At 73.8% G+C, this 20,948-nt stretch carries 18 protein-coding genes; 7 read left to right on the forward strand and 11 right to left on the reverse strand.

Annotated elements, in window-relative coordinates; all coding sequences use genetic code 11:
- The first annotated feature begins 118 nt into the window (after positions 1 to 118).
- Both ABZ340_RS11950 and ABZ340_RS11955 read left to right on the forward strand, forming a co-directional pair.
- Positions 119 to 775, forward strand: a complete 657-nt coding sequence (locus tag ABZ340_RS11950) for a response regulator transcription factor (protein ID WP_358781617.1) — start codon at positions 119 to 121, stop codon at positions 773 to 775.
- A 245-nt stretch (positions 776 to 1,020) separates the two neighbouring features.
- Positions 1,021 to 1,434, forward strand: a complete 414-nt coding sequence (locus ABZ340_RS11955; protein ID WP_358781618.1) for a pyridoxamine 5'-phosphate oxidase family protein — start codon at positions 1,021 to 1,023, stop codon at positions 1,432 to 1,434.
- 97 nt (positions 1,435 to 1,531) lie between these two features.
- On the opposite strand, the gene ABZ340_RS11960 is transcribed toward ABZ340_RS11955, so the two are convergent.
- Together ABZ340_RS11960 and ABZ340_RS11965 are read right to left on the reverse strand one after the other, a co-directional pair.
- Positions 1,532 to 3,151 carry a protein kinase gene (locus ABZ340_RS11960; RefSeq protein ID WP_358781619.1) on the reverse strand — a complete coding sequence of 540 codons (1,620 nt, stop codon included), beginning with the start codon at positions 3,149 to 3,151 and terminating at the stop codon, positions 1,532 to 1,534.
- A gap of 437 nt (positions 3,152 to 3,588) precedes the next feature.
- Positions 3,589 to 4,134, reverse strand: a complete 546-nt coding sequence (locus ABZ340_RS11965; protein WP_358781620.1) for a bacterial proteasome activator family protein — start codon at positions 4,132 to 4,134, stop codon at positions 3,589 to 3,591.
- A gap of 694 nt (positions 4,135 to 4,828) precedes the next feature.
- Here ABZ340_RS11965 and ABZ340_RS11970 point away from each other — a divergent pair.
- Positions 4,829 to 5,296 carry a hypothetical protein gene (locus ABZ340_RS11970; protein WP_358781621.1) on the forward strand — a complete coding sequence of 156 codons (468 nt, stop codon included), beginning with the start codon at positions 4,829 to 4,831 and terminating at the stop codon, positions 5,294 to 5,296.
- Between the two features lie 33 nt (positions 5,297 to 5,329).
- On the opposite strand, the gene ABZ340_RS11975 is transcribed toward ABZ340_RS11970, so the two are convergent.
- Positions 5,330 to 6,310 (reverse strand): NAD(P)H-quinone oxidoreductase, encoded by a 981-nt coding sequence (locus ABZ340_RS11975; RefSeq protein WP_358781622.1) that lies wholly within the window; start codon positions 6,308 to 6,310, stop codon positions 5,330 to 5,332.
- A gap of 172 nt (positions 6,311 to 6,482) precedes the next feature.
- Between ABZ340_RS11975 and ABZ340_RS11980 the strand changes: the two genes are divergently transcribed.
- Positions 6,483 to 7,568: an ATP-binding cassette domain-containing protein gene (locus tag ABZ340_RS11980; protein WP_358781623.1), complete on the forward strand. Its 1,086-nt coding sequence runs from the start codon at positions 6,483 to 6,485 to the stop codon at positions 7,566 to 7,568.
- The gene (locus ABZ340_RS11985) at positions 7,565 to 8,413 is read left to right on the forward strand and encodes an ABC transporter permease (protein ID WP_358781624.1); all 849 of its coding nucleotides are present in this window, start codon (positions 7,565 to 7,567) and stop codon (positions 8,411 to 8,413) included. The genes ABZ340_RS11980 and ABZ340_RS11985 overlap by 4 nt, the downstream gene beginning before the upstream one ends.
- A 115-nt stretch (positions 8,414 to 8,528) precedes the next feature.
- Here the strand turns inward: ABZ340_RS11985 and ABZ340_RS11990 are convergent, their stop codons facing one another.
- Genes ABZ340_RS11990 through pdhA form a run of 6 tightly spaced genes read right to left on the reverse strand, consistent with a single transcriptional unit; the run spans position 8,529 to position 15,932 of the window.
- Positions 8,529 to 9,626, reverse strand: coding sequence for a potassium channel family protein (locus ABZ340_RS11990; RefSeq protein WP_358781625.1), 1,098 nt, complete (start codon positions 9,624 to 9,626; stop codon positions 8,529 to 8,531).
- On the reverse strand, positions 9,623 to 11,128 hold the full coding sequence (locus ABZ340_RS11995) for a molybdopterin molybdotransferase MoeA (protein ID WP_358781626.1): 1,506 nt from the start codon (positions 11,126 to 11,128) through the stop codon (positions 9,623 to 9,625). Before ABZ340_RS11995 ends, ABZ340_RS11990 begins: the two co-directional genes overlap by 4 nt.
- The gene (locus tag ABZ340_RS12000; protein WP_358781627.1) at positions 11,125 to 12,108 is read right to left on the reverse strand and encodes an NTP transferase domain-containing protein; all 984 of its coding nucleotides are present in this window, start codon (positions 12,106 to 12,108) and stop codon (positions 11,125 to 11,127) included. The genes ABZ340_RS11995 and ABZ340_RS12000 overlap by 4 nt, the downstream gene beginning before the upstream one ends.
- Positions 12,109 to 12,163: 55 nt before the next feature.
- The gene (locus ABZ340_RS12005) at positions 12,164 to 13,771 is read right to left on the reverse strand and encodes a dihydrolipoamide acetyltransferase family protein (protein ID WP_358781628.1); all 1,608 of its coding nucleotides are present in this window, start codon (positions 13,769 to 13,771) and stop codon (positions 12,164 to 12,166) included.
- Complete coding sequence (locus ABZ340_RS12010; RefSeq protein WP_358781629.1) at positions 13,771 to 14,775, reverse strand: alpha-ketoacid dehydrogenase subunit beta; 1,005 nt, start codon at positions 14,773 to 14,775, stop codon at positions 13,771 to 13,773. Before ABZ340_RS12010 ends, ABZ340_RS12005 begins: the two co-directional genes overlap by 1 nt.
- Complete coding sequence (pdhA, locus tag ABZ340_RS12015) at positions 14,772 to 15,932, reverse strand: pyruvate dehydrogenase (acetyl-transferring) E1 component subunit alpha (RefSeq protein ID WP_358781630.1); 1,161 nt, start codon at positions 15,930 to 15,932, stop codon at positions 14,772 to 14,774. Before pdhA ends, ABZ340_RS12010 begins: the two co-directional genes overlap by 4 nt.
- A 484-nt stretch (positions 15,933 to 16,416) precedes the next feature.
- Between pdhA and ABZ340_RS12020 the strand changes: the two genes are divergently transcribed.
- A complete protein-coding gene (locus tag ABZ340_RS12020) occupies positions 16,417 to 16,872 on the forward strand; it encodes an Lrp/AsnC family transcriptional regulator (RefSeq protein ID WP_358781664.1) in 456 nt (151 codons plus the stop codon).
- A gap of 24 nt (positions 16,873 to 16,896) precedes the next feature.
- Here the strand turns inward: ABZ340_RS12020 and ABZ340_RS12025 are convergent, their stop codons facing one another.
- On the reverse strand, positions 16,897 to 17,484 hold the full coding sequence (locus tag ABZ340_RS12025) for a TetR/AcrR family transcriptional regulator (protein WP_358781631.1): 588 nt from the start codon (positions 17,482 to 17,484) through the stop codon (positions 16,897 to 16,899).
- Positions 17,481 to 18,998: a 3-hydroxyacyl-CoA dehydrogenase gene (locus ABZ340_RS12030; RefSeq protein WP_358781632.1), complete on the reverse strand. Its 1,518-nt coding sequence runs from the start codon at positions 18,996 to 18,998 to the stop codon at positions 17,481 to 17,483. Before ABZ340_RS12030 ends, ABZ340_RS12025 begins: the two co-directional genes overlap by 4 nt.
- A gap of 171 nt (positions 18,999 to 19,169) precedes the next feature.
- Here ABZ340_RS12030 and paaN point away from each other — a divergent pair, with 171 nt between their 5' ends.
- Positions 19,170 to 20,861 (forward strand): phenylacetic acid degradation protein PaaN, encoded by a 1,692-nt coding sequence (gene paaN, locus ABZ340_RS12035; RefSeq protein WP_358781633.1) that lies wholly within the window; start codon positions 19,170 to 19,172, stop codon positions 20,859 to 20,861.
- Positions 20,862 to 20,948: the final 87 nt, after the last annotated feature.

Below are 20,948 nucleotides of genomic sequence, written 5' to 3' on the forward strand. Positions count from 1 at the left end.
AAGTAAATGGCGAAAGTCGGGAACAGGTACTGGTCACAGCCTTGCAGGGGGCCGGGACAACGGCACGTTATCCCGGCCACCCCGGGCGCGGGAAGAGTTCGTGTGTGAGACTGACACCGTGCGTGAAGAAGGACAAATCCGGGTATTTCTTCTCGATGACCACGAGGTCGTCCGCCGGGGTGTCCACGACCTGCTCGCGGGCGAGGACGACATCGAGGTGGTCGGCGAGGCCGGTACGGCGGCCGAGGCACTGGCCCGGATCCCGGCGACCCGTCCGGATGTCGCGGTGCTCGACGTCCGGCTCCCGGACGGCAGCGGCGTGGAGGTGTGCCGCGAGGTCCGCTCCCGCGACGAGTCGGTCCGCTGCCTGATGCTGACCTCCTTCACCGACGACGAGGCGCTCTTCGACGCGATCATGGCGGGTGCGTCCGGTTACGTCCTGAAGGACATCCGGGGCAACGAGCTGCTGACGGCCGTACGCGACGTCGCCGCGGGCAGGTCGCTGCTCGACCCGGTGGCCACCGCGCGCGTGCTGGAGCGGCTGCGCGACGGCGGCACCCGGACCGACGACCGGCTCGCGCGCCTCACCGAGCAGGAGCGCCGCATCCTGGAGCTGATCGGCGAGGGCCTGACCAACCGCGCGATCGGCGAACGGCTGCACCTGGCCGAGAAGACCATCAAGAATTACGTCTCCAGCCTGCTCTCCAAACTCGGTATGCAGCGGCGTTCCCAGGCGGCGGCCTACGTGGCGCGGATGCAGGCGGAGAACCGCTGAGAAAAACGGGGGAAAGAACGGAGAAGTGCCGGGAACTGCCGGGAACTGCCGGGAACTGCCGGGAATGGCTGGGACCGCCGAGAACGGTCGTCGGAGGACGGCTGGAGACGGCCGGGAGCGGCTGGAGACGGCCGGGAGCGGCCGGGAGCGGCTGGAACAGTCGCTTCCGCATTCGGGACTTACGTCCTCTCCCCGAGGGGCGGGCGCCTCTTTTTCCCCCGCTGAAGCCCGCGCACAGTGAGGGCATGCCCTCCCCCTCCGACCCGCAGCGCGCCGTCGGCCTGCTCGCCCGCACCCGCCACGGCCGGGCGGCCACGAGCATGCGCGCCCTGCCGTTCCTCGCCTTCGCCCGCCACATCGTGGTCGACGGCCGCGTCCTGCTGCGCATGCCCGGGAACTGCGGCTACCAGCAGGCGTGCGCCGGCAGCGTCGTCGCCTACGGCGCCGACAACCTGGGCTCCGCCCGGCCGGGCGAGAGCGTGTGGACCGTGCAGGTCGTGGGCCGGTGCGAGACGCATGAGCCGACCGCGGCCGAGCTCGCGCTGTTCGGACCGCCCCCGGCCCGGGCGGACGGCGAGCCGTTCCGGCCCGTCTACCTGCGCATCGAGCCGCAGTTCGGCGTGGTGCACGGCATGGACGGCGATCCGCCGCACCCGTAGAACGCCACGCGCGCGTGAGGCCCTGTGAGGGCCTCACGCGCGCGTGGGGGTGTTTCCGGCTGCTTTCCCGTGCGGCTTTCCCCGGGTGCTTTCCCCGTCAGTTGCCGAGCGGGTTCACCGGGCCGCCGGTCGCACCGCCGTCCTCGTCACCGCCGCCACCGCCGTCGTCACCGCCCGTCGGCTGCGACTGGCCGTCCGTCGGCTGCCCCCCGCCACCGGTCGACTGGTCGTCCGTCGGCTCCGGCGACACCGGGGGCGGCGACTCTCCGCCCGTCGGCTCCTCAGTCGGCGTGTACGACGGCGTGTACGAGGGCGTGTACGAGGGTGCCGTCGGCTGCGTCCAGCCGGAGCCGCCGCCGGTGCCCCCGGTGCCCGGTTCGGTGCCGGGGTCGGTGTTCTCCTCCGTCGCCCCGTCGCTCGGCGTCTCGCTGGGCTTCTCTTCCTCGGTGGTCTGCGTCGCGCTCGGCGACTTGCTGGGGCCGGGGTCGTCGCCCTTGTCGCCGCCGCTGTTGTTCAGCGCCAGCGCGGCGCCCGCCACGACCGCGATCACCGCGAGCACGGCGAGGATCCACAGCTTGCCCCGGCCGCTGCCCCGGTTGCCGTGGCCCTCGAAGCCGCCGTCGTCGCCGCCGTACCCGGCGGGCAGGATCGGCTGCGGGATCTGCGTGGTGCCGGAGCCGTGGTCGGGGTGCGGCAGCACGGTCGTGCCCGCCAGACCGGCGGCCGGGGTGTGCCGGCCCTCGTGCGCGCCGACCGGCCCGGTGTTCCAGCTGCCGTTGTGGCTGCCCTGCTCGTACAGCATCTGCAGGGCGTACTGGATCAGCCCGCGCATCTCCTCGGCCGTCTGGAAGCGGTCGTCGGGCTCCTTGGCCAGCGAGCGCATGACCAGGCCGTCCAGCTCGGGCGGGCAGGCGTCGGAGACCTCGGACGGAGGCGTCGGGATGTCCTGGACGTGCTGGTAGACCACCGACAGCGGGGTCTCGCCGGTGAACGGCGGGCGCAGGGCGAGCAGTTCGTACAGCAGGCAGCCGGTGGCGTACAGGTCGGAGCGGTGGTCGACGGCCTTGCCGAGGGCCTGCTCCGGGGAGAGGTACTGCGGGGTGCCCATGACCATGCCGGTCTGCGTCATCGTCGTCGACGCCCCGTGCAGGGCGCGGGCGATGCCGAAGTCCATCACCTTCACCGCGCCGTTGTGCGTGATGATGACGTTGGCCGGCTTGATGTCGCGGTGCACGATGCCGTGCTGGTGCGAGTAGGCCAGCGCCTCCAGGACGCCGGAGACGATGATCAGCGCCTGCTCCGGGCCCGGGGCCTCGGCGTTCATCAGCAGGTCGCGGATGGTGCGGCCCTCGACCAGCTCCATGACGATGTACGGCACGGACTGGCCGCCGACGAAGTCCTCGCCGGAGTCGTACACGGCGACGATCGCGTGGTGGTTGAGCCCGGCCACCGACTGCGCCTCACGCGTGAAGCGGGCCTTGGACACCGGGTCCTCGGCCAGGTCGGCACGGAGCAGCTTGACCGCCACGGTGCGCCCGAGGCGGACGTCCTCCGCGGCGAACACCTCGGCCATGCCGCCCCGTCCGAGCCTGTGGGTCAGCCGGTACCGGCCGTCCCCGACCAGCCCGCCGTTGCCCCAGGTCTCCGGCGCGTCTGACATACCGCCGCCAGTCGCCTCGGGGTCGGACGGGCCCTGAGCGCGCTGCTGCTGTGCCATCAGTCCTCGCCGTCGTTTCTGCCCGCGGTGCGCGCGGTGTTGTTACGGTCTCCGTCGGCCACGCTACAGCCTCCGCGCAAGCCTCCGGTCCGAGACGGGCGCCAGGACCGGCACGAGACGGACCGGTCATGAAACCCTGCCCCCGCGCCGCCGTGCAAATTCTGTGTGTCCGACGTACGCCCGCGGTAACGCTTCCGCGACGCTTCTTTCGCGTACGGTCACGGAACGGGCACTTCGCTTGACGTGCCGGCGTCCCGGAGTGGACTCGACCGGGGGAAACCCGCCGTGAGCGCTTCCGGCGCGAGGTCCGGGCGTGGCCAAGGTCACGCCACAAGATCGTCTCGGTGTTCCGGACATGCCGGGGTCCGGGGCCGGGGCCCGAGAGCGGAAGAAGGCCCGGCAGCCGGTGCTGCCGGGCCTTGGTGTGCCGGAAAGGCTTACAGGTACGGCCCGCCCGAACGGCCGCCCGTGTGGCCGTCCTCGCCGCCGTCGTGGCCGAGACCGGCCGGCAGGGCGCGGCGCATCTGCTCCAGCTGCGCGCGGGCGGCCATCTGCTGGGCGAACAGCGTGGTCTGGATCCCGTGGAAGAGACCCTCCAGCCAGCCCACCAGCTGCGCCTGGGCGATGCGCAGCTCCGCGTCGCTCGGGGTCGCGTCGTCCGTGAAGGGCAGGGAGAGCCGCTCCAGCTCCTCCACCAGCTCCGGCGCCAGGCCGTCCTCCAGCTCCTTCACCGAGCTGGCGTGGATCTCCTTGAGCCGGTTCCGGCTCGCCTCGTCCAGGGGAGCGACGCGCACCTCCTCCAGGAGCTGCTTGATCATGCTGCCGATCCGCATGACCTTGGCAGGCTGCTCCACCTGCTCCGTCACCGGGGTCTCGCGGGACTCCTCGTCTCCGCCGCCACCACCGCTGAGGGCCATGCCGTCCTGGCCGACGACCAGGATCTGGGGGTTCTCCGGCGACCTGTCGTTCCTCGGCATCTCCATGCCGCCATTCTCTCGTACCCGTACGCCTCCTCACCGTCGTGCCCCCGGAAGAGACTGATCCACCGTGTACGGGTGGAGGAGTCCGGAATGCCGGAACGGCCGATGGATGTGAGGCTTGTCCCGACGATCTTGGCCACTGGTAGACCGGGAGGGGGTCACCGACGTGACTCCATGGCTGCGGGCGGTGCGTGGAGCAGGGCTCGCGCTGGCGCTGGGGACGACTCTGGGCGCGGGAACGGGCCTCCACGGGGCCGGCCCGGCGGCGTACGCGGCACAGGGGGATGCCACGGCGTACGGCTCTGTGGTGGAGCGTGGTCCCCGGGCGGAGCGTGGTCCTGAGGTGGTGCCCAGCCCGGGTGCGAAGCATGGTCCGGGTGTGAAGCACGGCCCAAGTGCGGCGCGTGGCCTCGGGGCCGCGCCCGATCCTGTCGCGACGCACCGCTCGTACCGCCGTACCGGGACCGCCCCGCCCGGGGGCAAGGCACCCGGTGGCCGGGCACCCGGTGGCAGAGCACCCGGTGGCAGAGCACCCGGTGGCCGGGCATCGGAACCAGGGGCGGTGCCGGCTCCGGGAGCGGTACCGGCGCCGGGGACGGCTCCGGTACCGGTTCCGGCTCCGTCCGCCGCCGCCCGCCGACCGTCCCGCCCGCCCGCCGACCGGCCGGGGACAGGGGCGGGGCCGGGGGCGGCCTCCGTGTCCGCCGCCCCGCGGAGCGACGCGCGCGTTTCCGGGCCGGTGGCCGGCGGCACGGCCCGCAAGCCCTCGCCGGCGCCCCCCTCCCCCGCGCCCGCCACCGAACCGTCCCGGGCGGGCAGCAGGGCCGGGGAGGGGCGGGAGCGGCCGGGACGGCAGGACGGGCCGGGGACGGAGAAGGGCGCGGTCACGGACGCGGACCCGGAGTATCCGAAGGTGCCGGAGCGGGACGGCGGGGGCGCGCCAGGCCGGCCGGACGTCTCCGCGCCGGCCCGGGAGGCGGAGCCGGTGCCTTCCCCGACCTCCGTACGGCCGGGAGCGGGAACCGTCGCGCACGCCGGGCGGTCCGCCGAGCCGGCCCCGCCGATCCTGCCCCTGGGCAGCGGACTGGTCCTGATCGGCCTGGGCCTGGGCCTCGGCCTCTTCGCCCTCCGGCTGCGCAGGAGCCAGAGGGCGCAGGCCGGGTGACGGCGGGGTCGCCCGGGGCGGTCAGGACGCCGGTCAGGACGTGACGAGCAGCACCTTGCCGATGTGGCCGCTCTCCTCCACGACCCGGTGCGCGGCGGACGCCTCGCTCATCGGCATCTCCCGGTCGACGACCGGGCGGACGTGACCGGCGGCCAGCAGCGGCCACACGTGCTCGCGCACGGCCGCCACGATGGCCGCCTTCTCCTCCAGGGGGCGGGCCCGCAACGAGGTCGCGCTGATGGCGGCGCGCTTGGCGAGCAGGGCGCCGATGTTCAGCTCGCCCTTCCTGCCGCCCTGCATGCCGATGATGGCCAGCCGGCCGTTGACGGCGAGCGCCCGGACGTTGCGGTCCAGGTACTTCGCGCCCATGTTGTCCAGGATGACGTCGGCGCCCGCGCCGCCCGTGGTCTGCTCGATCTCGGTGACGAAGTCCTGCTCGCGGTAGTTGATCAGGATGTCGGCGCCCAGTTCGGCGCACCGCTCCAGCTTCTCCTTCGTGCCCGCCGTGACGGCGACCTTCGCGCCGACGGCCTTGGCGAGCTGGATCGCCATGGTGCCGATGCCGCTGGAGCCGCCGTGCACCAGCAGGGTCTCGCCGGGGCGGAGGTGGGCGACCATGAAGACGTTCGACCAGACCGTGCAGACCACCTCGGGCAGCGCCGCGGCCTCCTTGAGGCCGACCCCTTCGGGGACCGGCAGGAGCTGGCCGGCCGGGACGGCGACCTTCTCGGCGTACCCGCCGCCGCCCAGCAGCGCGCACACCTCGTCGCCGACGGACCAGCCGGACACGCCCGGCCCGAGCGCGGCGATCCGCCCGGAGCACTCCAGGCCGGGGTGGTGGGGGGCGCCGGGCGGCGGATCGTAGAAGCCCTGGCGCTGCATGATGTCGGCGCGGTTGACGGCGCTGGCCACCACCTCGACCAGGACCTCTCCCTCGCCGGGCACCGGGTCGGGGACCTCGTCCCAGACCAGCACCTCGGGGCCTCCGGGTTCGGTAATCGTGATCGCATGCATGAGAGGGACGCTACTCCTGCGACCCGCGACGGACCCGCCGGCCTGCGTCCGCGGTCCGATCCGCCTCCGCCATAGGGCCCAACCGTCCCGGAACCCCTGTGCGCGAGCGATGAGTCTGCGCGACCGTGAAAGTCAGCCCTTGCGGAGACCGAGCAGGCGGAAGGACCCCGGCATGAGCGCGCAGACGTCCGGCCCCGCGATCGAGACGGCGGGCCTGGTGAAGACCTTCGGCGAGACCAGGGCGGTGGACGGCGTGGACCTGGCGGTGCCCTCCGGCACGGTCTACGGCCTCCTCGGCCCGAACGGCGCGGGCAAGACCACCGTGGTGAAGATGCTCGCCACCCTCCTGAGGCCGGACGGCGGCGAGGCCCACGTCTTCGGCCACGACGTCGTACGCGAGGCCGACGAGGTGCGCGGCCGGGTCAGCCTGACCGGGCAGTACGCGTCGGTCGACGAGGACCTCACCGGCACCGAGAACCTGGTCCTGCTGAGCCGGCTCCTCGGGCACGGCAAGAAGGCCGCGCGGGAGCGCGCGGCGCAGCTGCTGGACGCCTTCGGGCTGACCGAGGCCGCCGGGAAGCAGGTCAAGCACTACTCGGGCGGCATGCGGCGCCGTATCGACATCGCCGCGTCCATCCTCAACACCCCCGACCTGCTCTTCCTGGACGAACCGACGACCGGGCTCGACCCGCGCAGCCGCAACCAGGTGTGGGACATCGTGCGGGCCGTGGTGGCGCAGGGCACGACCGTGCTGCTCACCACGCAGTACCTGGACGAGGCCGACCAGCTGGCGTCCCGGATCGCCGTCATCGACAAGGGCAAGGTGATCGCCGAGGGGACGAAGGGGGAGCTGAAGGCGTCGGTCGGCGCCGGCTCCGTCCACCTGCGGCTGCGGGACGCCCGGCAGCGGCCGGACGCCGAGCGGGTGCTGCGGACCGTGCTGCTCGCCGAGGTGCAGCCGGAACCCGACCCGGTGGCCCTGACCGCCCGCCTGGCCGCGGCGGCGAGCACCGCCGCGGCCGACCAGGCCGCCCGGGCCCTCGGCGAGCTGTCCCGGGCCGGCATCACCGTCGACAACTTCTCCCTGGGACAGCCCAGCCTGGACGAGGTGTTCCTGGCGCTGACCGGCCACGACACCGGCCCCGGCACCGGGCCCGGCTCCAGCCCCGGCTCCGGCCCCGGCACCGGGCCCGGCTCCAGCCCCGACTCCGGCTCCGGCTCCGACTCCGACACGAAGGAAGGCGAGGTGGCGGCATGAGTACGGCCGCGGGCACCGAGAACAAGGAACTGACCCCGGTCAGCACCGAGTCGCTGGCCGCCCTCCTGGTGGCCAGGGAACGGCCCCCGCGGCCCGGTTCCCTGTCGACCTCGCTGACGTTCGGCTGGCGTGCCGTGCTGAAGATCAAGCACGTGCCGGAACAGCTCTTCGACGTCACCGCCTTCCCGATCATGAACCTGCTGATGTTCACGTACCTGTTCGGCGGTGCGCTGGCCGGTTCCCCCGGGGACTACATCCAGTTCGTGCTGCCGGGCATCCTCGTGCTGTCGGTCGTGATGATCACGATGTACACCGGTGTCTCGGTGAACATCGACATCGAGAAGGGCGTCTTCGACCGTTTCCGCTCGCTGCCCATCTGGCGCCCGTCGGCGATGGTCGGCTATCTGCTCGGCGACGTCCTGCGCTACACGATCGCGTCGGTCGTCATGCTCACCGTCGGCCTGGTCCTCGGTTACCGGCCGCACGGCGGGGTCGGCGGCGTGGTCGCCGGGATCGCGCTGCTGCTGGTGTTCTCGTTCGCGTTCTCGTGGGTCTGGACCATGTTCGGGCTCATGCTGCGCACCGAGAAGGCGGTCATGAGCGTCAGCATGATGGTGCTCTTCCCGCTCACCTTCCTGTCCAACGTCTTCGTCGATCCGAAGACCATGCCGGGCTGGCTCCAGGTGTTCGTCAACAACAGCCCGATCACCCATCTGGCGTCCGCCGTGCGCGGGCTGATGGCGGGTGACTGGCCGACGAGCGAGATCGCCTGGTCACTGGGGTGGACGGCGCTGTTCGTCGTGGTGTTCGGGCCGGTGACGATGCGGCTGTACAACCGCAAGTAGCGGGTCCGGGCGGCCGGCCGCGCCCGCGGCGCCGATCGGCCGCGGTACCGGTTGCCCGCCGTGCCCGTCGCTCACCGTGCCGGACGCGTCCGCCGTGCCCGTCGCGTCCGCCCTGTCAGTCGCGCGGCAGCGGGCGGGCGTCGGGCGCGACCTGACGGCCCGGAGTGGCCCGTACGATCGTGATCAGCCGGTCCGTCAGCTCCAGCCGGGCGACGGCCGGATCGTCGTACCCGAGCACCCGGTGCCCCCGTACGACGCTCACCACCAGGCTGTCGACCTCGCGCGGGCTCTTGCCCACCTCCGCCTTTATGACCGGGCGTTCGACGAGGTCGAGCCCGCTGCCCTGATGGATCAGGTCCTCCATGACCATGCCCGCGGCGGGGCTGAGCACGGACAGCCCGAGCAGCCGGCCCGCCGCGCTGGCGCTGGTGATCACGACATCGGCGCCGGACTGCTTCAGCAGGGGCGCGTTCTCCTCCTCGCGCACTGCGGCCACGATCTTCGCCCCGCGGTTGAGCTGCCGTGCCGTCAGCGTCACCAGCACGGCGGTGTCGTCGCGCTGGGTCGCGATGATGATCTGACGGGCCCTGTGCACCTCGGCCCGCTTCAGGACGTCGCTGCGGGTCGCGTCGCCGACCACGCCCGCGAACCCGTCGGCGTTCGCCGCGTCGATGACCTTGCTGCTGGGGTCGACCACGACGACCTGCTCCTTCTTCAGGCCGGTGGCGCAGACGGTCTGGAGCGCCGACCGCCCCTTGGTGCCGAAACCGATCACGACGGTGTGGTCGCGCAACGCGGACCTCCAGCGGTTCAGGCGCCACTCCTCCCGGGTGCGTTCGGTGAGCACTTCGAGGGTGGTGCCGACGAGGATGATCAGGAACATCACGCGCAGCGGCGTGATGACGAAGATGTTGGTCAGACGGGCGCTGTCACTGACGGGTGTGATGTCGCCGTACCCGGTGGTGGAGAGCGTGACGGTCGCGTAGTACCAGGCGTCGAGGAAGTCGACGGCACCGTCGGAGTTGTCGTTGTAGCCGTCGTGGTCGGCGTAGACGAGCAGCGCGGTCGCGACGAGGACCAGCAAGGCCATGGTCAGCCGTTTGGCGACCTGGCGGATGGGCCGCTCCACCACTCTTCTCGGGAGTGCCACCCGGTGGGTCACGAGGTGCTCGTCCGCCTGGCGGGCGATCGCGTCCTGGCCCGGAAGTTTCACGTGAAACACACTCCGATTCCCCCGGTGGCCCAGGGCAGGTCGAGCAGTTCCGTCTCCTCGCCCGGCCGCGCGCCGCCCGGGGGCACCACGGCCAGGGCGTCGGCCGCCGCGATGCCGCGCAGCATGGCCGGGCCGTTGTAGCGCAGCGGCACGGCACGGTCACCGCGCAGGACGACGGGCACGAGCCGGGTGTCGTACGGATGCCCCTGCACCGGGTCCTGGAGCGGCAGCCCGTACGGCTCCGGGGCCGGGCGCGCGGCGAGGACCCGCAGCAGCGGCTCGGCGAGCGTGAGCAGGCCCGAGACGGCGGCGAGCGGGTTGCCGGGCAGCCCGACGAGGTGCTGGTCCTCCCTGGTGCGGGCCAGCAGCATGGGGTGGCCGGGCCGCACCTTGACGCCGTCCACGAGGAGCTCGGCGCCGATGCGGCGCAGGGTGGGGTGGAGATGGTCGACGGGGCCCGCGGCGGTGCCGCCGGTGGTGACGACGACGTCGGCGCCGGACGTGGTGACGGCCGTGTGCAGCGCCTCGGCGTCGTCACCGATCCGGCGTACGGCGGTGACCTCGGCGCCCAGCGCCCGCAGCCAGGGCGGCAGCATCGGGCCGAGCGCGTCCCGGATCAGCCCGTCGTGCGGCAGCCCCTCGGTGAGCAGCTCGTCGCCCAGGACCAGGACGTCGACGCGGGGACGCGGGACGGCCGTGAGGGCGTCGTATCCGGCCGCCGCGGCCAGCCCCAGCACCGCCGGGGTCACGAGCGTCCCCGCGGGCAGCAGCCGCTCGCCGGTGCGGCACTCCTGGCCGCGCGGGCGGATGTCCTGGCCCGGCACGAGCGCGCGTTCGCGTGCGGCGTGCAGGCGGCCCTTGTCGTCGGTACGGCCGTGCTCGGTGCGCAGCACGGCGGTGGTGTCCGCGGGGACGCGGGCGCCGGTGGCGATGCGGACGGCCTCGCCGTCGCCGAGCGGCCGGTGCCCGGCGTGCCCGGCGAGGACACCGTCGTCGCGTACGGTCCAGGGGCCGGGACCGGCCACCGCCCAGCCGTCCATCGCCGAGGTGTCGAAGGAGGGCAGGTCGGTCAGGGCGGTGAGGGGCTCGGCCAGGGTGAGGCCCAGCGCGGCGTCCAGGGCCACGGTCACCGAAGGGCGGGGGCGAGCGCGGGCGGCGGCACGTGCGGCGCGGGCGGCGGCCTCACGGGCGGTGGGCCAGGGGGTGGCCTTGTGCCGGTGCCGGGCACCGTGGTCCCGGCCGTCCTGGTCCTTGCCCCGGCCGTCCTGGTCCTTGCCGGGCCGGTCCTTGCCGGGCCGGTCCTTTCCGGGCTGGTCCTTGCCGGGCTGGTCCTTGCCGGCTCGGGTACGGGCAGCCGTGCGGTCGGCGGGGGCGGGCAGGTGGTCCCCCGGCCGGGGTTCGTGGCCGTCCTTCACCAGGGCGAGCACCTCCTCGACGTCGAAGCCCTCGGCGTCCTCGGTGTCCTCGGCGGCCTTTCCGGTGCTGGTGCCGTGCGCGGTCATCCGGCGTCCGGGCGGGCGCCGGGGGCGGCGTCCGGAGCGGTATCGGACAGCGTCGCGCCGGAGGAATCCCTGCCGGGCGCATCCCCACCGGAGGCATCCCCGCCCGTCCCCGAGGCGTCGGTCCGTTCGCCTTCCGTCTCCTCCTCCGCCCAGCGCCGGGCGAGGGCCGCGGCCCTGCGGACGGCCTCGGCGACGGCCTGGGGGCCGCCTCCGGCCTGCGCCGCCGCGTAGCCGACGAGGAACGTGGTCAGCGGTGCCGCCGGCCTGGCGACGCCGTGGGCGGCGTCCCGGGCGAGGTCGAGCAGCGCGCCGGTGTCGACGTCGAGGTCGATGCCCAGCTCGCCCTTGGCGGCGGAGATCCATTCATCCAGCACGTGCCCATGCTCCCTGATGCGTGCCCTTGCGGTGGCGATGTCGTCCCAGGTGTCGCAGTCGAACGAGGCGACCGGATCGGCGAGGCGTACGAGACCGAGCCCGGCGGTCAGCCTGCGCAGGGGCAGACCGGCGAGGCTGCCGTGGCCGCCGGCGAGGGCGGCCAGTCCGCGGCGCAGCGCGCGGGCGCGGTAGGCGGCCACCAGCGGCTGGTCGCGGCCGTCGGCGTCGGTGAGCAGGGCGCCGTCGGCGCCGCTCACCAGGAGAGCGGACAGCAACTCGCGGACCGTCGCCCGGGCGAGGAACGGCAGATCGGCGGAGAGGACCAGGACGTGCTCCGCCGTGGTGTGCCGCAGCCCGGCGTCGAGGGCGGCGAGCGGCCCGGATCCCGGCGGGTCCTCGCGCGCCCAGGTCACGGGCCGCGGGACCGGGCGGGGACCGGCGACGACCACGGTGGTGCGCGCACCGGCGCAGGCGGCCAGCACCCGGTCGAGCAACGGCCGGCCACCGACCCGGACACCGGGCTTGTCGGCGCCTCGGAGCCGTCGGGCGGCCCCGCCCGCGAGCACGACGGCGTCGTACGCGGCGGGCGGCTGATACGCGGTCACCCCCCGAGTATGGAGGGACGGACCGATCACGGGGAACGCGGGGGAACGCGCGCCCTCACAGAGTGCGCAGCAGCACCGCCGGCTGTTCCACGCAGTCCGCCACGTACCGCAGGAAACCGCCCGCCGTGCCGCCGTCGCACACCCGGTGGTCGAAGGTGAGCGACAGCTGGACCACCTGCCGCACGGCCAGTTCGCCCTCGTGTACCCAGGGTTTGGGCGCGATGCGGCCGACGCCGAGCATGGCGGCCTCGGGGTGGTTGATGATCGGCGTGGAGCCGTCCACGCCGAACACACCGTAGTTGTTCAGGGTGAAGGTGCCGCCGGTGAGCTCCGCGGGCGTCAGCGTGCCGGTGCGGGCCGCCTGGGTCAGCCGCGCGAACTCGGCGGTCAGCGACTCCGCGTTCCGCGCGTGCGCGTCCCGTACGACGGGGACGACCAGGCCCCGGTCGGTCTGCGCGGCGAAGCCCAGGTGCACGTGGTCGAACCGGACGACCTCCCTGGCCGCCGTGTCCACGGAGGAGTTCAGCTCGGGGAAGCGGGCGAGCGCGGCGGCGCAGATCCGGGCCAGCAGGGCGATCAGGGAGATCTTCGGCCCGCCGGCCGCGTTCATCGCCGCCCGGGCCCGCATCAGTTCGGTGGCGTCGGCGTCCACCCAGCAGGTGGCGTCCGGTATCTCGCGCCGGCTGCGGGAGAGCTTGTCGGCGGCGGCGCCGCGGACGCCCTTGAGGGGCGTGCGGACGCCGTCGGCGGTGAGGGCGGCGGCCCGGGGCGCGGGGCCCTGCGCGGCCTCGGCGTTCCGCGGTGCGGGGGCGGGCGCGGATGCGGGGGCGGGTGCCGTGTCCGCCGCCTCCCGGGTCCGCTCCGCGCGCGAGTGCGGCCCGGCCGGCGTCACGGCCGTACGGCCCTGCGCCGCGGCGGCCCGCAGCGCGTACTCCACGTCCGCCCGCAGAATCAGCCCGTCGGGCCCGGAACCGGGCAGCTCCCGCAGGTCCAGGCCGTTCTGCCGGGCCAGCCTGCGGACCAGCGGCGAGATCACGGGTACGGGGCCGGCCGCCTGGTCGTCGGTACGGTCCCGGCCGTTCGCCCCGGCCGGTTCCGCGGACCCGGTGCGGACCGGCTGCCCCGGCCGTACCCGGCGCCGTCGCGCGGGCGCCTCAGAGGTGCCGTAACCGACCAGGACGTTGCCGGAGCCCTCGGTACCCGGGTCCGTGGCGCCCTCGGCGCCCGAGGCCGCGGCGGTCGCGTCGCCGGACGCCGGGACCCCGGCCTCCGCGCTCCCCGCCCGTCCGCCCTCCGCCCGCGCCCCGGCGGCGTGCGCGGACCCGGGCTCGGCCCCGGCCCCGGACCCGGGCTCGGTCAGGGGCACGGCAGCGGCGCCCTCGGCAGCCGCGTCGCGCGCCGGGCGGTCCGGCGCGGGCTCGCCGACGGCCACCGTCAGCAGCGGCGCCCCGACCGGCAGTTCCGTGCCCTCCTCGCCGAAGCGGGCCGTGACCACGCCGCCGTAGGGGCAGGGCACCTCGACCATCGCCTTGGCCGTCTCGACCTCGACGACGGGCTGGTCGACGGCGACGACGTCGCCGACCTCGACCAGCCAGCGCACGATCTCCGCCTCGGTGAGCCCCTCACCGAGGTCGGGGAGCTTGAACTCCAGCACCTGTGCCATCAGCTCTCGGCCTCCCATTGCAGGCGCCCCACGGCGTCCAGGATCCGGTCCACGCCGGGCAGGTGGTGGCGCTCCAGCATCGGCGGCGGATACGGCACGTCGAACCCGGCCACCCGCAGCACCGGCGCCTCCAGGTGGTGGAAACAGCGCTCCGTGACCCGGGCCGCGATCTCCCCGCCCGGGCCCCCGAAGGAGCCCGACTCGTGGACGACGACCGCGCGTCCCGTCCGCCGCACCGAGGCGCACACCGTCTCGTCGTCGAACGGCACCAGGGAGCGCAGGTCGACGACTTCGAGGTCCCAGCCCTCGGCCCGGGCCGCCTCGGCCGCCTCCAGGCAGACGACCACCGACGGCCCGTACGTGATGAGTGTGGCGCTCGACCCCGAACGCCGCACCACCGCGCGGCCTATCGGTTCGACGGGCGCCGGGTCCTCGGGGTTCCAGGACGCCTTCGACCAGTACAGGCGCTTGGGCTCCAGGAAGACCACCGGGTCGTCGGAGGCGATGGCGGCGCGCAGCAGCCCGTAGGCGTCGGCGACGGTGGCGGGCGTGACGACGTGGAGCCCCGGGGTCGCCATGTAATATGCCTCGGAGGAGTCGCTGTGGTGCTCGACGCCGCCGATGCCGCCGCCGTAGGGGACGCGGACGGTCAGCGGCAGGGGCATCTTCCCGCGCGTGCGGTTGCGCATCCGGGCGACATGGCTGACGAGCTGCTCGAACGCCGGGTAGGCGAACGCGTCGAACTGCATCTCCACCACCGGGCGCAGCCCGTACATCGCCATGCCGACGGCCGTGCCGAGGATGCCGGCCTCCGCCAGCGGCGTGTCGGTGCAGCGGTGCTCGCCGAACTCCTTCGCCAGCCCGTCGGTGACCCGGAAGACACCGCCGAGCGTGCCGACGTCCTCACCGAGGACGTGGACGCTGTCGTCGGCGGCCATGGCGTCGCGCAGCGCGCGCGTGAGGGCCTGCGCCATGGTGGCCGGCCGGACGGCGACGGTGGTCATCGCAGCACCCCTTCCGGCTGCCGCGCCGCCTCGGCCTCGGCCTCGGCCTCCAGCTCGGCCCGCAGCTGCGCCCGCTGCTCCCTCAGCTGCGGGGTGGGCTCGGCGTACACGTGGGCGAACAGGTCCATGGGGTCCAGGGCCGGGTCCTGGTGCAGGTGCTCGCGCAGGGCCGCGGCCAGGGACTCGGCGTCCTGCCGCGCCGCCTCGATGCCCGCCTCGTCGATCAGGCCGCGCCCGGTCAGCTCGCGCTCCAGCAGCAGGATCGGGTCGTGCTCCCGCCAGGCGTCCACCTCGGCGTCACCGCGGTAGCGGGTGGCGTCGTCGGCGTTGGTGTGCGCGTCGACGCGGTAGGTGACCGCCTCCACCAGGGTCGGCCCGCCTCCCGCGCGCGCGTGCCGTACGGCGTCGGCGAGGACCTCGTGCACGGCCGCGGCGTCGTTGCCGTCGACCAGGCGGCCGGGCATGCCGTAGCCGACGGCCTTGTGGGCCAGCGACGGGGCCGCGGTCTGCTTGGCGAGCGGTACGGAGATCGCGAAGCCGTTGTTCTGGACGAGGAAGACGACCGGGGCCCGCCAGACGGCCGCGAAGTTCAGCGCCTCGTGGAAGTCGCCCTCGCTGGTGCCGCCGTCGCCCACCATCGCCAGGGCGACCACGTCGTCGCCCTTGAGGCGGGCGGCGTGCGCGAGGCCGACGGCGTGCGGCAGCTGGGTGGCCAGCGGCGTGCACAGGGGGGCGATCCGGTGCTCGTAGGGGTCGTAGCCGGTGTGCCAGTCGCCGCGCAGCAGGGTGAGGGCCTGGACGGGGTCGACGCCGCGGGCGACGACGGCGAGGGTGTCGCGGTAGCTCGGGAAGAGCCAGTCGCGCTCCTCCAGCACGAGCGCGGCGGCGACCTCGCAGGCCTCCTGGCCGGTGCTGGAGGGGTAGACGGCGAGGCGTCCCTGCCGGGTGAGGGCGGTGGCCTGCGCGTTGTAGCGGCGGCCGCGGACCAGCTGGGCGTACAGCGTCCGCAGCAGCTCCGGGTCGGCCTTGCCGGCCGTCTCGGTGCCCAGGACGCGGTACGGCTCCGGGTCGGGCAGCAGCGGCGCGGGATCGGTCCGGGGTTGCCAGGCGGGCGGTGGGGACGGCCGGTACGCGCCCCGCTGCTCCGTGACCGTCATGACGGCACCTCCTCGTGGGAGTGGCTTCGCGGCGCGCCACGGATGGTGTGACGCGCCTCACCTACCGATTGTTCGGTCGTCGGCACATTTTGGCTACAGGCACCTTCAGGCTGTGGACAAACGGTTCCGCACACCGTGAGATGAACGCAGGACGTCCATGGCAGGGAGGCGGGAGGACATGGCAGCTGAACAAATGGCCGGTCCTCCCGAACGCCCCGGGCCCACGGCCGGACACCCCGGGCCCACCACCGGACACCCCGGGGCCACCACCGAGCGCCCCGGGCCCACCACCGGATGCTCCAGGTCCGCCACCGAGCGCCCCGAGACCACCACCGAACCCCCCGGAACCACCACCGAGCGCCCTGGATCCACCACCGAACCTCCCGGAACCACCACCGGACACCCGGAGGACGCCGCCGGACCCCCCGAGACCGCTACCGAGCCCTCCGATACAGCCGCCGGTCCCCCCGAAACCGCCGCCGCCCTGCCGCCCCCGCGCCCCCTGGACGCCGTCGACCAGCACATCCTGCGCATGCTCCAGGCGGACGGCCGCGCCTCGATACGGTCGGTCGCCGAACGGGTCCACGTCTCGCGCGCCAACGCCTACGCCCGCATCAACCGGCTCGTCGAGGACGGCGTCATCCGCGGCTTCGGCGCCCGCGTCGACCACGAACGCGCGGGGCACGGCACCTCCGCGTACATCACCCTGAAGATCGTCCAGAACTCCTGGCGCACGGTACGCGAGCGGCTGCGGAAGCTCCCCGGCGCCTCCCACATCGCCCTGGTCGGCGGCGACTTCGACGTCCTGCTGCTGGTGCACACCCCCGACAACCGGGCCCTGCGCGAGCTGGTCCTCACCCGGCTCCAGGCGATCCCCGAGGTGCTCAGCACCCGCACACTGCTGGTGTTCGAGGAGGAAGACCTGGAGCCGCAGAGCTGACCGGCCCGGCGGCGCCCACCGCCGTCAGGCCCTGGTCAGTCCGGAGAACACCAGCCGCACCACGGCGTCGGCCACGTCGCGCTCGCCCATGCCCCGCCCGTCGGGCCGGTACCACTCCACGATCGAGTTGATCATGCCGAAGACCAGCCGGGTGGCGAGCCGCACCTCCACGTCGCCGCGCACGTCCCCCTCGGCGGCGGCCGCCTTCAGCAGCTCGGCCACCCGGTGGTCGAACTCGCGCCGCCGCTCCAGCGCCCACCGCTCGGTGCCGGTGTTGCCGCGCACCCGCAGCAGCAGGGTCACGTACGGCAGTTCGGCTATGAGCACCTCGACCATGCGCCGTACGACGTACTCCAGCCGCTCGACGGCGCGCCCCACGCGCGCGTGCTCCTCGTCGAGGATGCCGAACAGCTCGTCCAGGGCCCGGCTCACGGCCCGGCGCAGCAGCTCCTCCTTGCCGGTGACGTGGTGGTAGATCGACGACTTGGAGATGCCGGCGGCCTTGGACAGGTGCTCCATGGAGGTGCCGTCGTAGCCGCGCTCGTTGAAGACCCGCACGGCGACGGACAGGAGCGTCTCCGGGGTGTACGTGTCGCGCTTGGCGGTGGTCATGAGCTGCTGCCCTCCCGCTTGTCGGAGGCGTACGAGTACCGGTACAGCGCGAGGGACGGCGCGTAACGGCCGGACGGGTCGCACGCGTGCATCTCGTCGAGCAGCTCGTACGCCCAGGTGCGGCCCAGCCTGCGGCTCCACTCGACGGGCCCCAGAGGGTAGTTGACGCCCAGGCGCATCGCGGTGTCGATGTCCTCCTCGGTGGCCACGCCCTTGGCGACGGCGTCGAGCGCCAGGTCGACGATCCGCGCGACCGTGCGGGCGACGATCATGCCGGGTACGTCGCCGATGACGCTGACCTTCTTGCCCAGCGCCTGGAACAGGCCGGTGGACTGGGCGAGCGTCGCCGGGGAGGTGTCCTGGGAGGCGGCCAGGGCGATCCGGGTCGCCGTGCGGTAGTCGAGCGCGAGGTCGAAGTAGACCACGTCCCGGAACTCCACGGAGGTCTGCCCGTCGGCGAGCACCAGCCGGCCGCCGCCGGGCAGGACGAGCCGGGTGCCGTTGTCCTCGGCCTCCTCGCGGACCTCGATGCCCGCCTCGCGGATCAGCGCGAGCAGCTCGGAGGCCGGGCCCAGGTCGCCCTCGGCGACGACGTACGCGGGCGGCTCGGCCGGCTCCGCGGTGTGCGGCTCGGGGCGCTCGGCGCCGTCCCGGTAGTCGTACCAGCCCTGCCCGCTCTTGCGGCCGAGGCGGCCGGACTCGACCAGGCGGCGCTGGGCGAGCGAGGGCGTGAACCGCACGTCCTGGAAGAAGGACTGCCACACGGAGTGCGTGACGGACTCGTTGACGTCCTGGCCGATGAGGTCGGTCAGTTCGAAGGCGCCCATCCGGAAGCCGCCCGACTCGCGCAGCACGGCGTCGATGGTGGCCGGGTCGGCGGCCTGGGCCTCGTACACGGCGAAGGCCTCGGCGTAGAAGGGCCGCGCGATGCGGTTGACGATGAAGCCGGGGGTGTCGGCGCAGGCGACCGGGGTCTTGCCCCAGGCGCGGGCGGTCTCGTACGCGCGCGTGGCCGACGCGACGTCGGTGGCGAACCCGGACACCACCTCCACCAGCGGCATCAGCGGCGCCGGGTTGAAGAAGTGCAGGCCGACGAGGCGGCCGGGCGCGCGCAGGGCGCCCCCGACGGCGGTGACGGACAGGGAGGAGGTGTTGGTGGCGAGCAGGCAGTCACCGGCGACGACGTCCTCCAGCTCGCGGAACAACTCCTGCTTGACGTCGAGCCGTTCGAGCACCGCCTCGACGACCAGGGCGCAGTCGGCGAGGTCGGCGAGGCTCCCGGCGGGCAGCAGCCGGGCGCGCGCGGCGTCCCGGTCGGCACCGGTGAGGCGCTCCTTCTCGACGAGCCGGTCGAGGCGGGCGCCGATCGCGTCGGCCGCCTCGCGCGCGCGGCCGGGGACGGCGTCGTACAGCCGCACGGGATGGCCCGCGACCAGCGCGACCTGGGCGATGCCCTGGCCCATGGTGCCGGTGCCGACGACTGCCACGGGGCTGCTGAGGTCGAGTGCTGTCATGTGCGCGATCCTCCCGCACGGGGTTTTCCACAGATGCGGCGGTCCCCCTTGTCCCGACCGATCGTTCGGTTACTCTAACTCTGTCCGACTGTTCCCGCCCAGGTTTCCGCCCAGGTCACGAGCTCGACGAGGAGCTCTTGAGACAGTCCTTGAGACGAGGAGTTGGTCCCCATGGCCGCCGAACTCACCGCGCCCGCCCTGATCGCCCGGCACCGGCCCACCCTCGACCAGGCGCTGGAGACGATCCGCACGCGCGCGTACTGGTCCCCGCACCCCGAGCACCCCAAGGCCTACGGGGAGAACGGCAGCCTGGACGCGGCGGCGGGCAAGGCCGCCTTCGACGCCCTGCTCGGCACCCGCCTCGACCTCGGCCAGCCCGGCACGGACGACTGGGTGGGCGGCGAGGTCTCCCCGTACGGCATCGCGCTCGGCGTCACCTACCCGCACGCGGACGCCGACGTGCTGCTGCCCGCGATGAAGGCGGGGCAGGCGGCGTGGCGGGACGCGGGTCCGGAGCTGCGCGCGGCGGTCTGCCTGGAGATCCTCAAGCGGATCAACGACCGGACGCACGCGTTCGCGCACGCGGTGATGCACACCTCCGGCCAGGCGTTCACGATGGCGTTCCAGGCGGGCGGCCCGCACGCGCAGGACCGGGGCCTGGAGGCGGTGGCGTACGCGTACGCGGAGCAGACCCGCACACCGGAGACCGCCGAGTGGACCAAGCCGCAGGGCAAGCGCGGCCCGCTGGCGCTCACCAAGCGCTTCACACCGGTCCCGCGCGGGATCGCCCTGGTGATCGGCTGCAACACCTTCCCGACGTGGAACGGCTATCCGGGCCTGTTCGCCTCCCTCGCCACCGGCAACGCGGTCCTGGTCAAGCCCCACCCGCGCGCGGTACTGCCGCTCGCGCTCACCGTGCGGACCGCCCGGGAGGTGCTCGCGGAAGCCGGCTTCGACGCGAACCTGGTGGCACTGGCCGCCGAGCGGCCCGGCGAGGGCATCGCGAAGACCCTGGCCACCCGCCCGGAGATCCGGATCATCGACTACACGGGCTCCACGTCCTTCGGCGACTGGCTGGAGACCAACGCCCGCCAAGCGCAGGTCCACACGGAGAAGGCCGGCGTCAACACGGTGATCGTCGAGTCGACCGGCGACTACCGGGGCATGCTCGCCAACCTGGCCTTCTCCCTGTCGCTGTACAGCGGCCAGATGTGCACCACCCCGCAGAACCTGCTGATCCCCCGCGACGGCATCCGCACCGACCAGGGCCCGAAGACCTTCGACGAGGTGACCGCCGACCTGGCGCGGGCCGTCGAGGACCTCCTCGGCGACGACGCGCGCGCGAACGCCCTGCTCGGCGCGATCGTCAACCCGGACGTCAAGGCCCGCCTGGAGGCCGCCGCCGATTTCGGCGAGGTCGTCCTGGCCTCCCGCGAGGTGCCCCACCCCGACTTCCCGGACGCCGTCGTGCGCACGCCCGTCATCGTCAAGCTGGACGGCGCCAAGCCCGACGACGAGGCCACCTGCATGAGCGAGTGCTTCGGCCCGGTCTCCTTCGCCGTCGCCGTCGACTCCGCCGCCCACGCGGTGGAGCTGCTGCGCCGCTCCGTCCGCGAGAAGGGCGCGATGACGGTCGGCGCGTACACCACCGACGAGGAGGTCGAGCGGGCCGTGCGGGAGGTCTGCCTGGAGGAGGCCGCCCAGCTCTCCCTCAACCTCACCGGCGGGGTGTACGTCAACCAGACGGCCGCCTTCTCCGACTTCCACGGCTCGGGCGGCAACCCGGCGGCCAACGCGGCCCTGTGCGACGCGGCGTTCGTGGCCAACCGCTTCCGGGTGGTGGAGGTGCGCCGGGAGGCGTGAGCGCGGGTGCCCGCCCGGCACGAACACCTGCTCGACTCGGGTACCCGCTCGGTACGCCTGCCCGCTCGACGCGCCTGCCCGCTCGAC

Origin of the sequence: Streptomyces sp. NPDC006134 (genome assembly GCF_040628835.1) — a bacterium.
Lineage (GTDB): Bacteria > Actinomycetota > Actinomycetes > Streptomycetales > Streptomycetaceae > Streptomyces.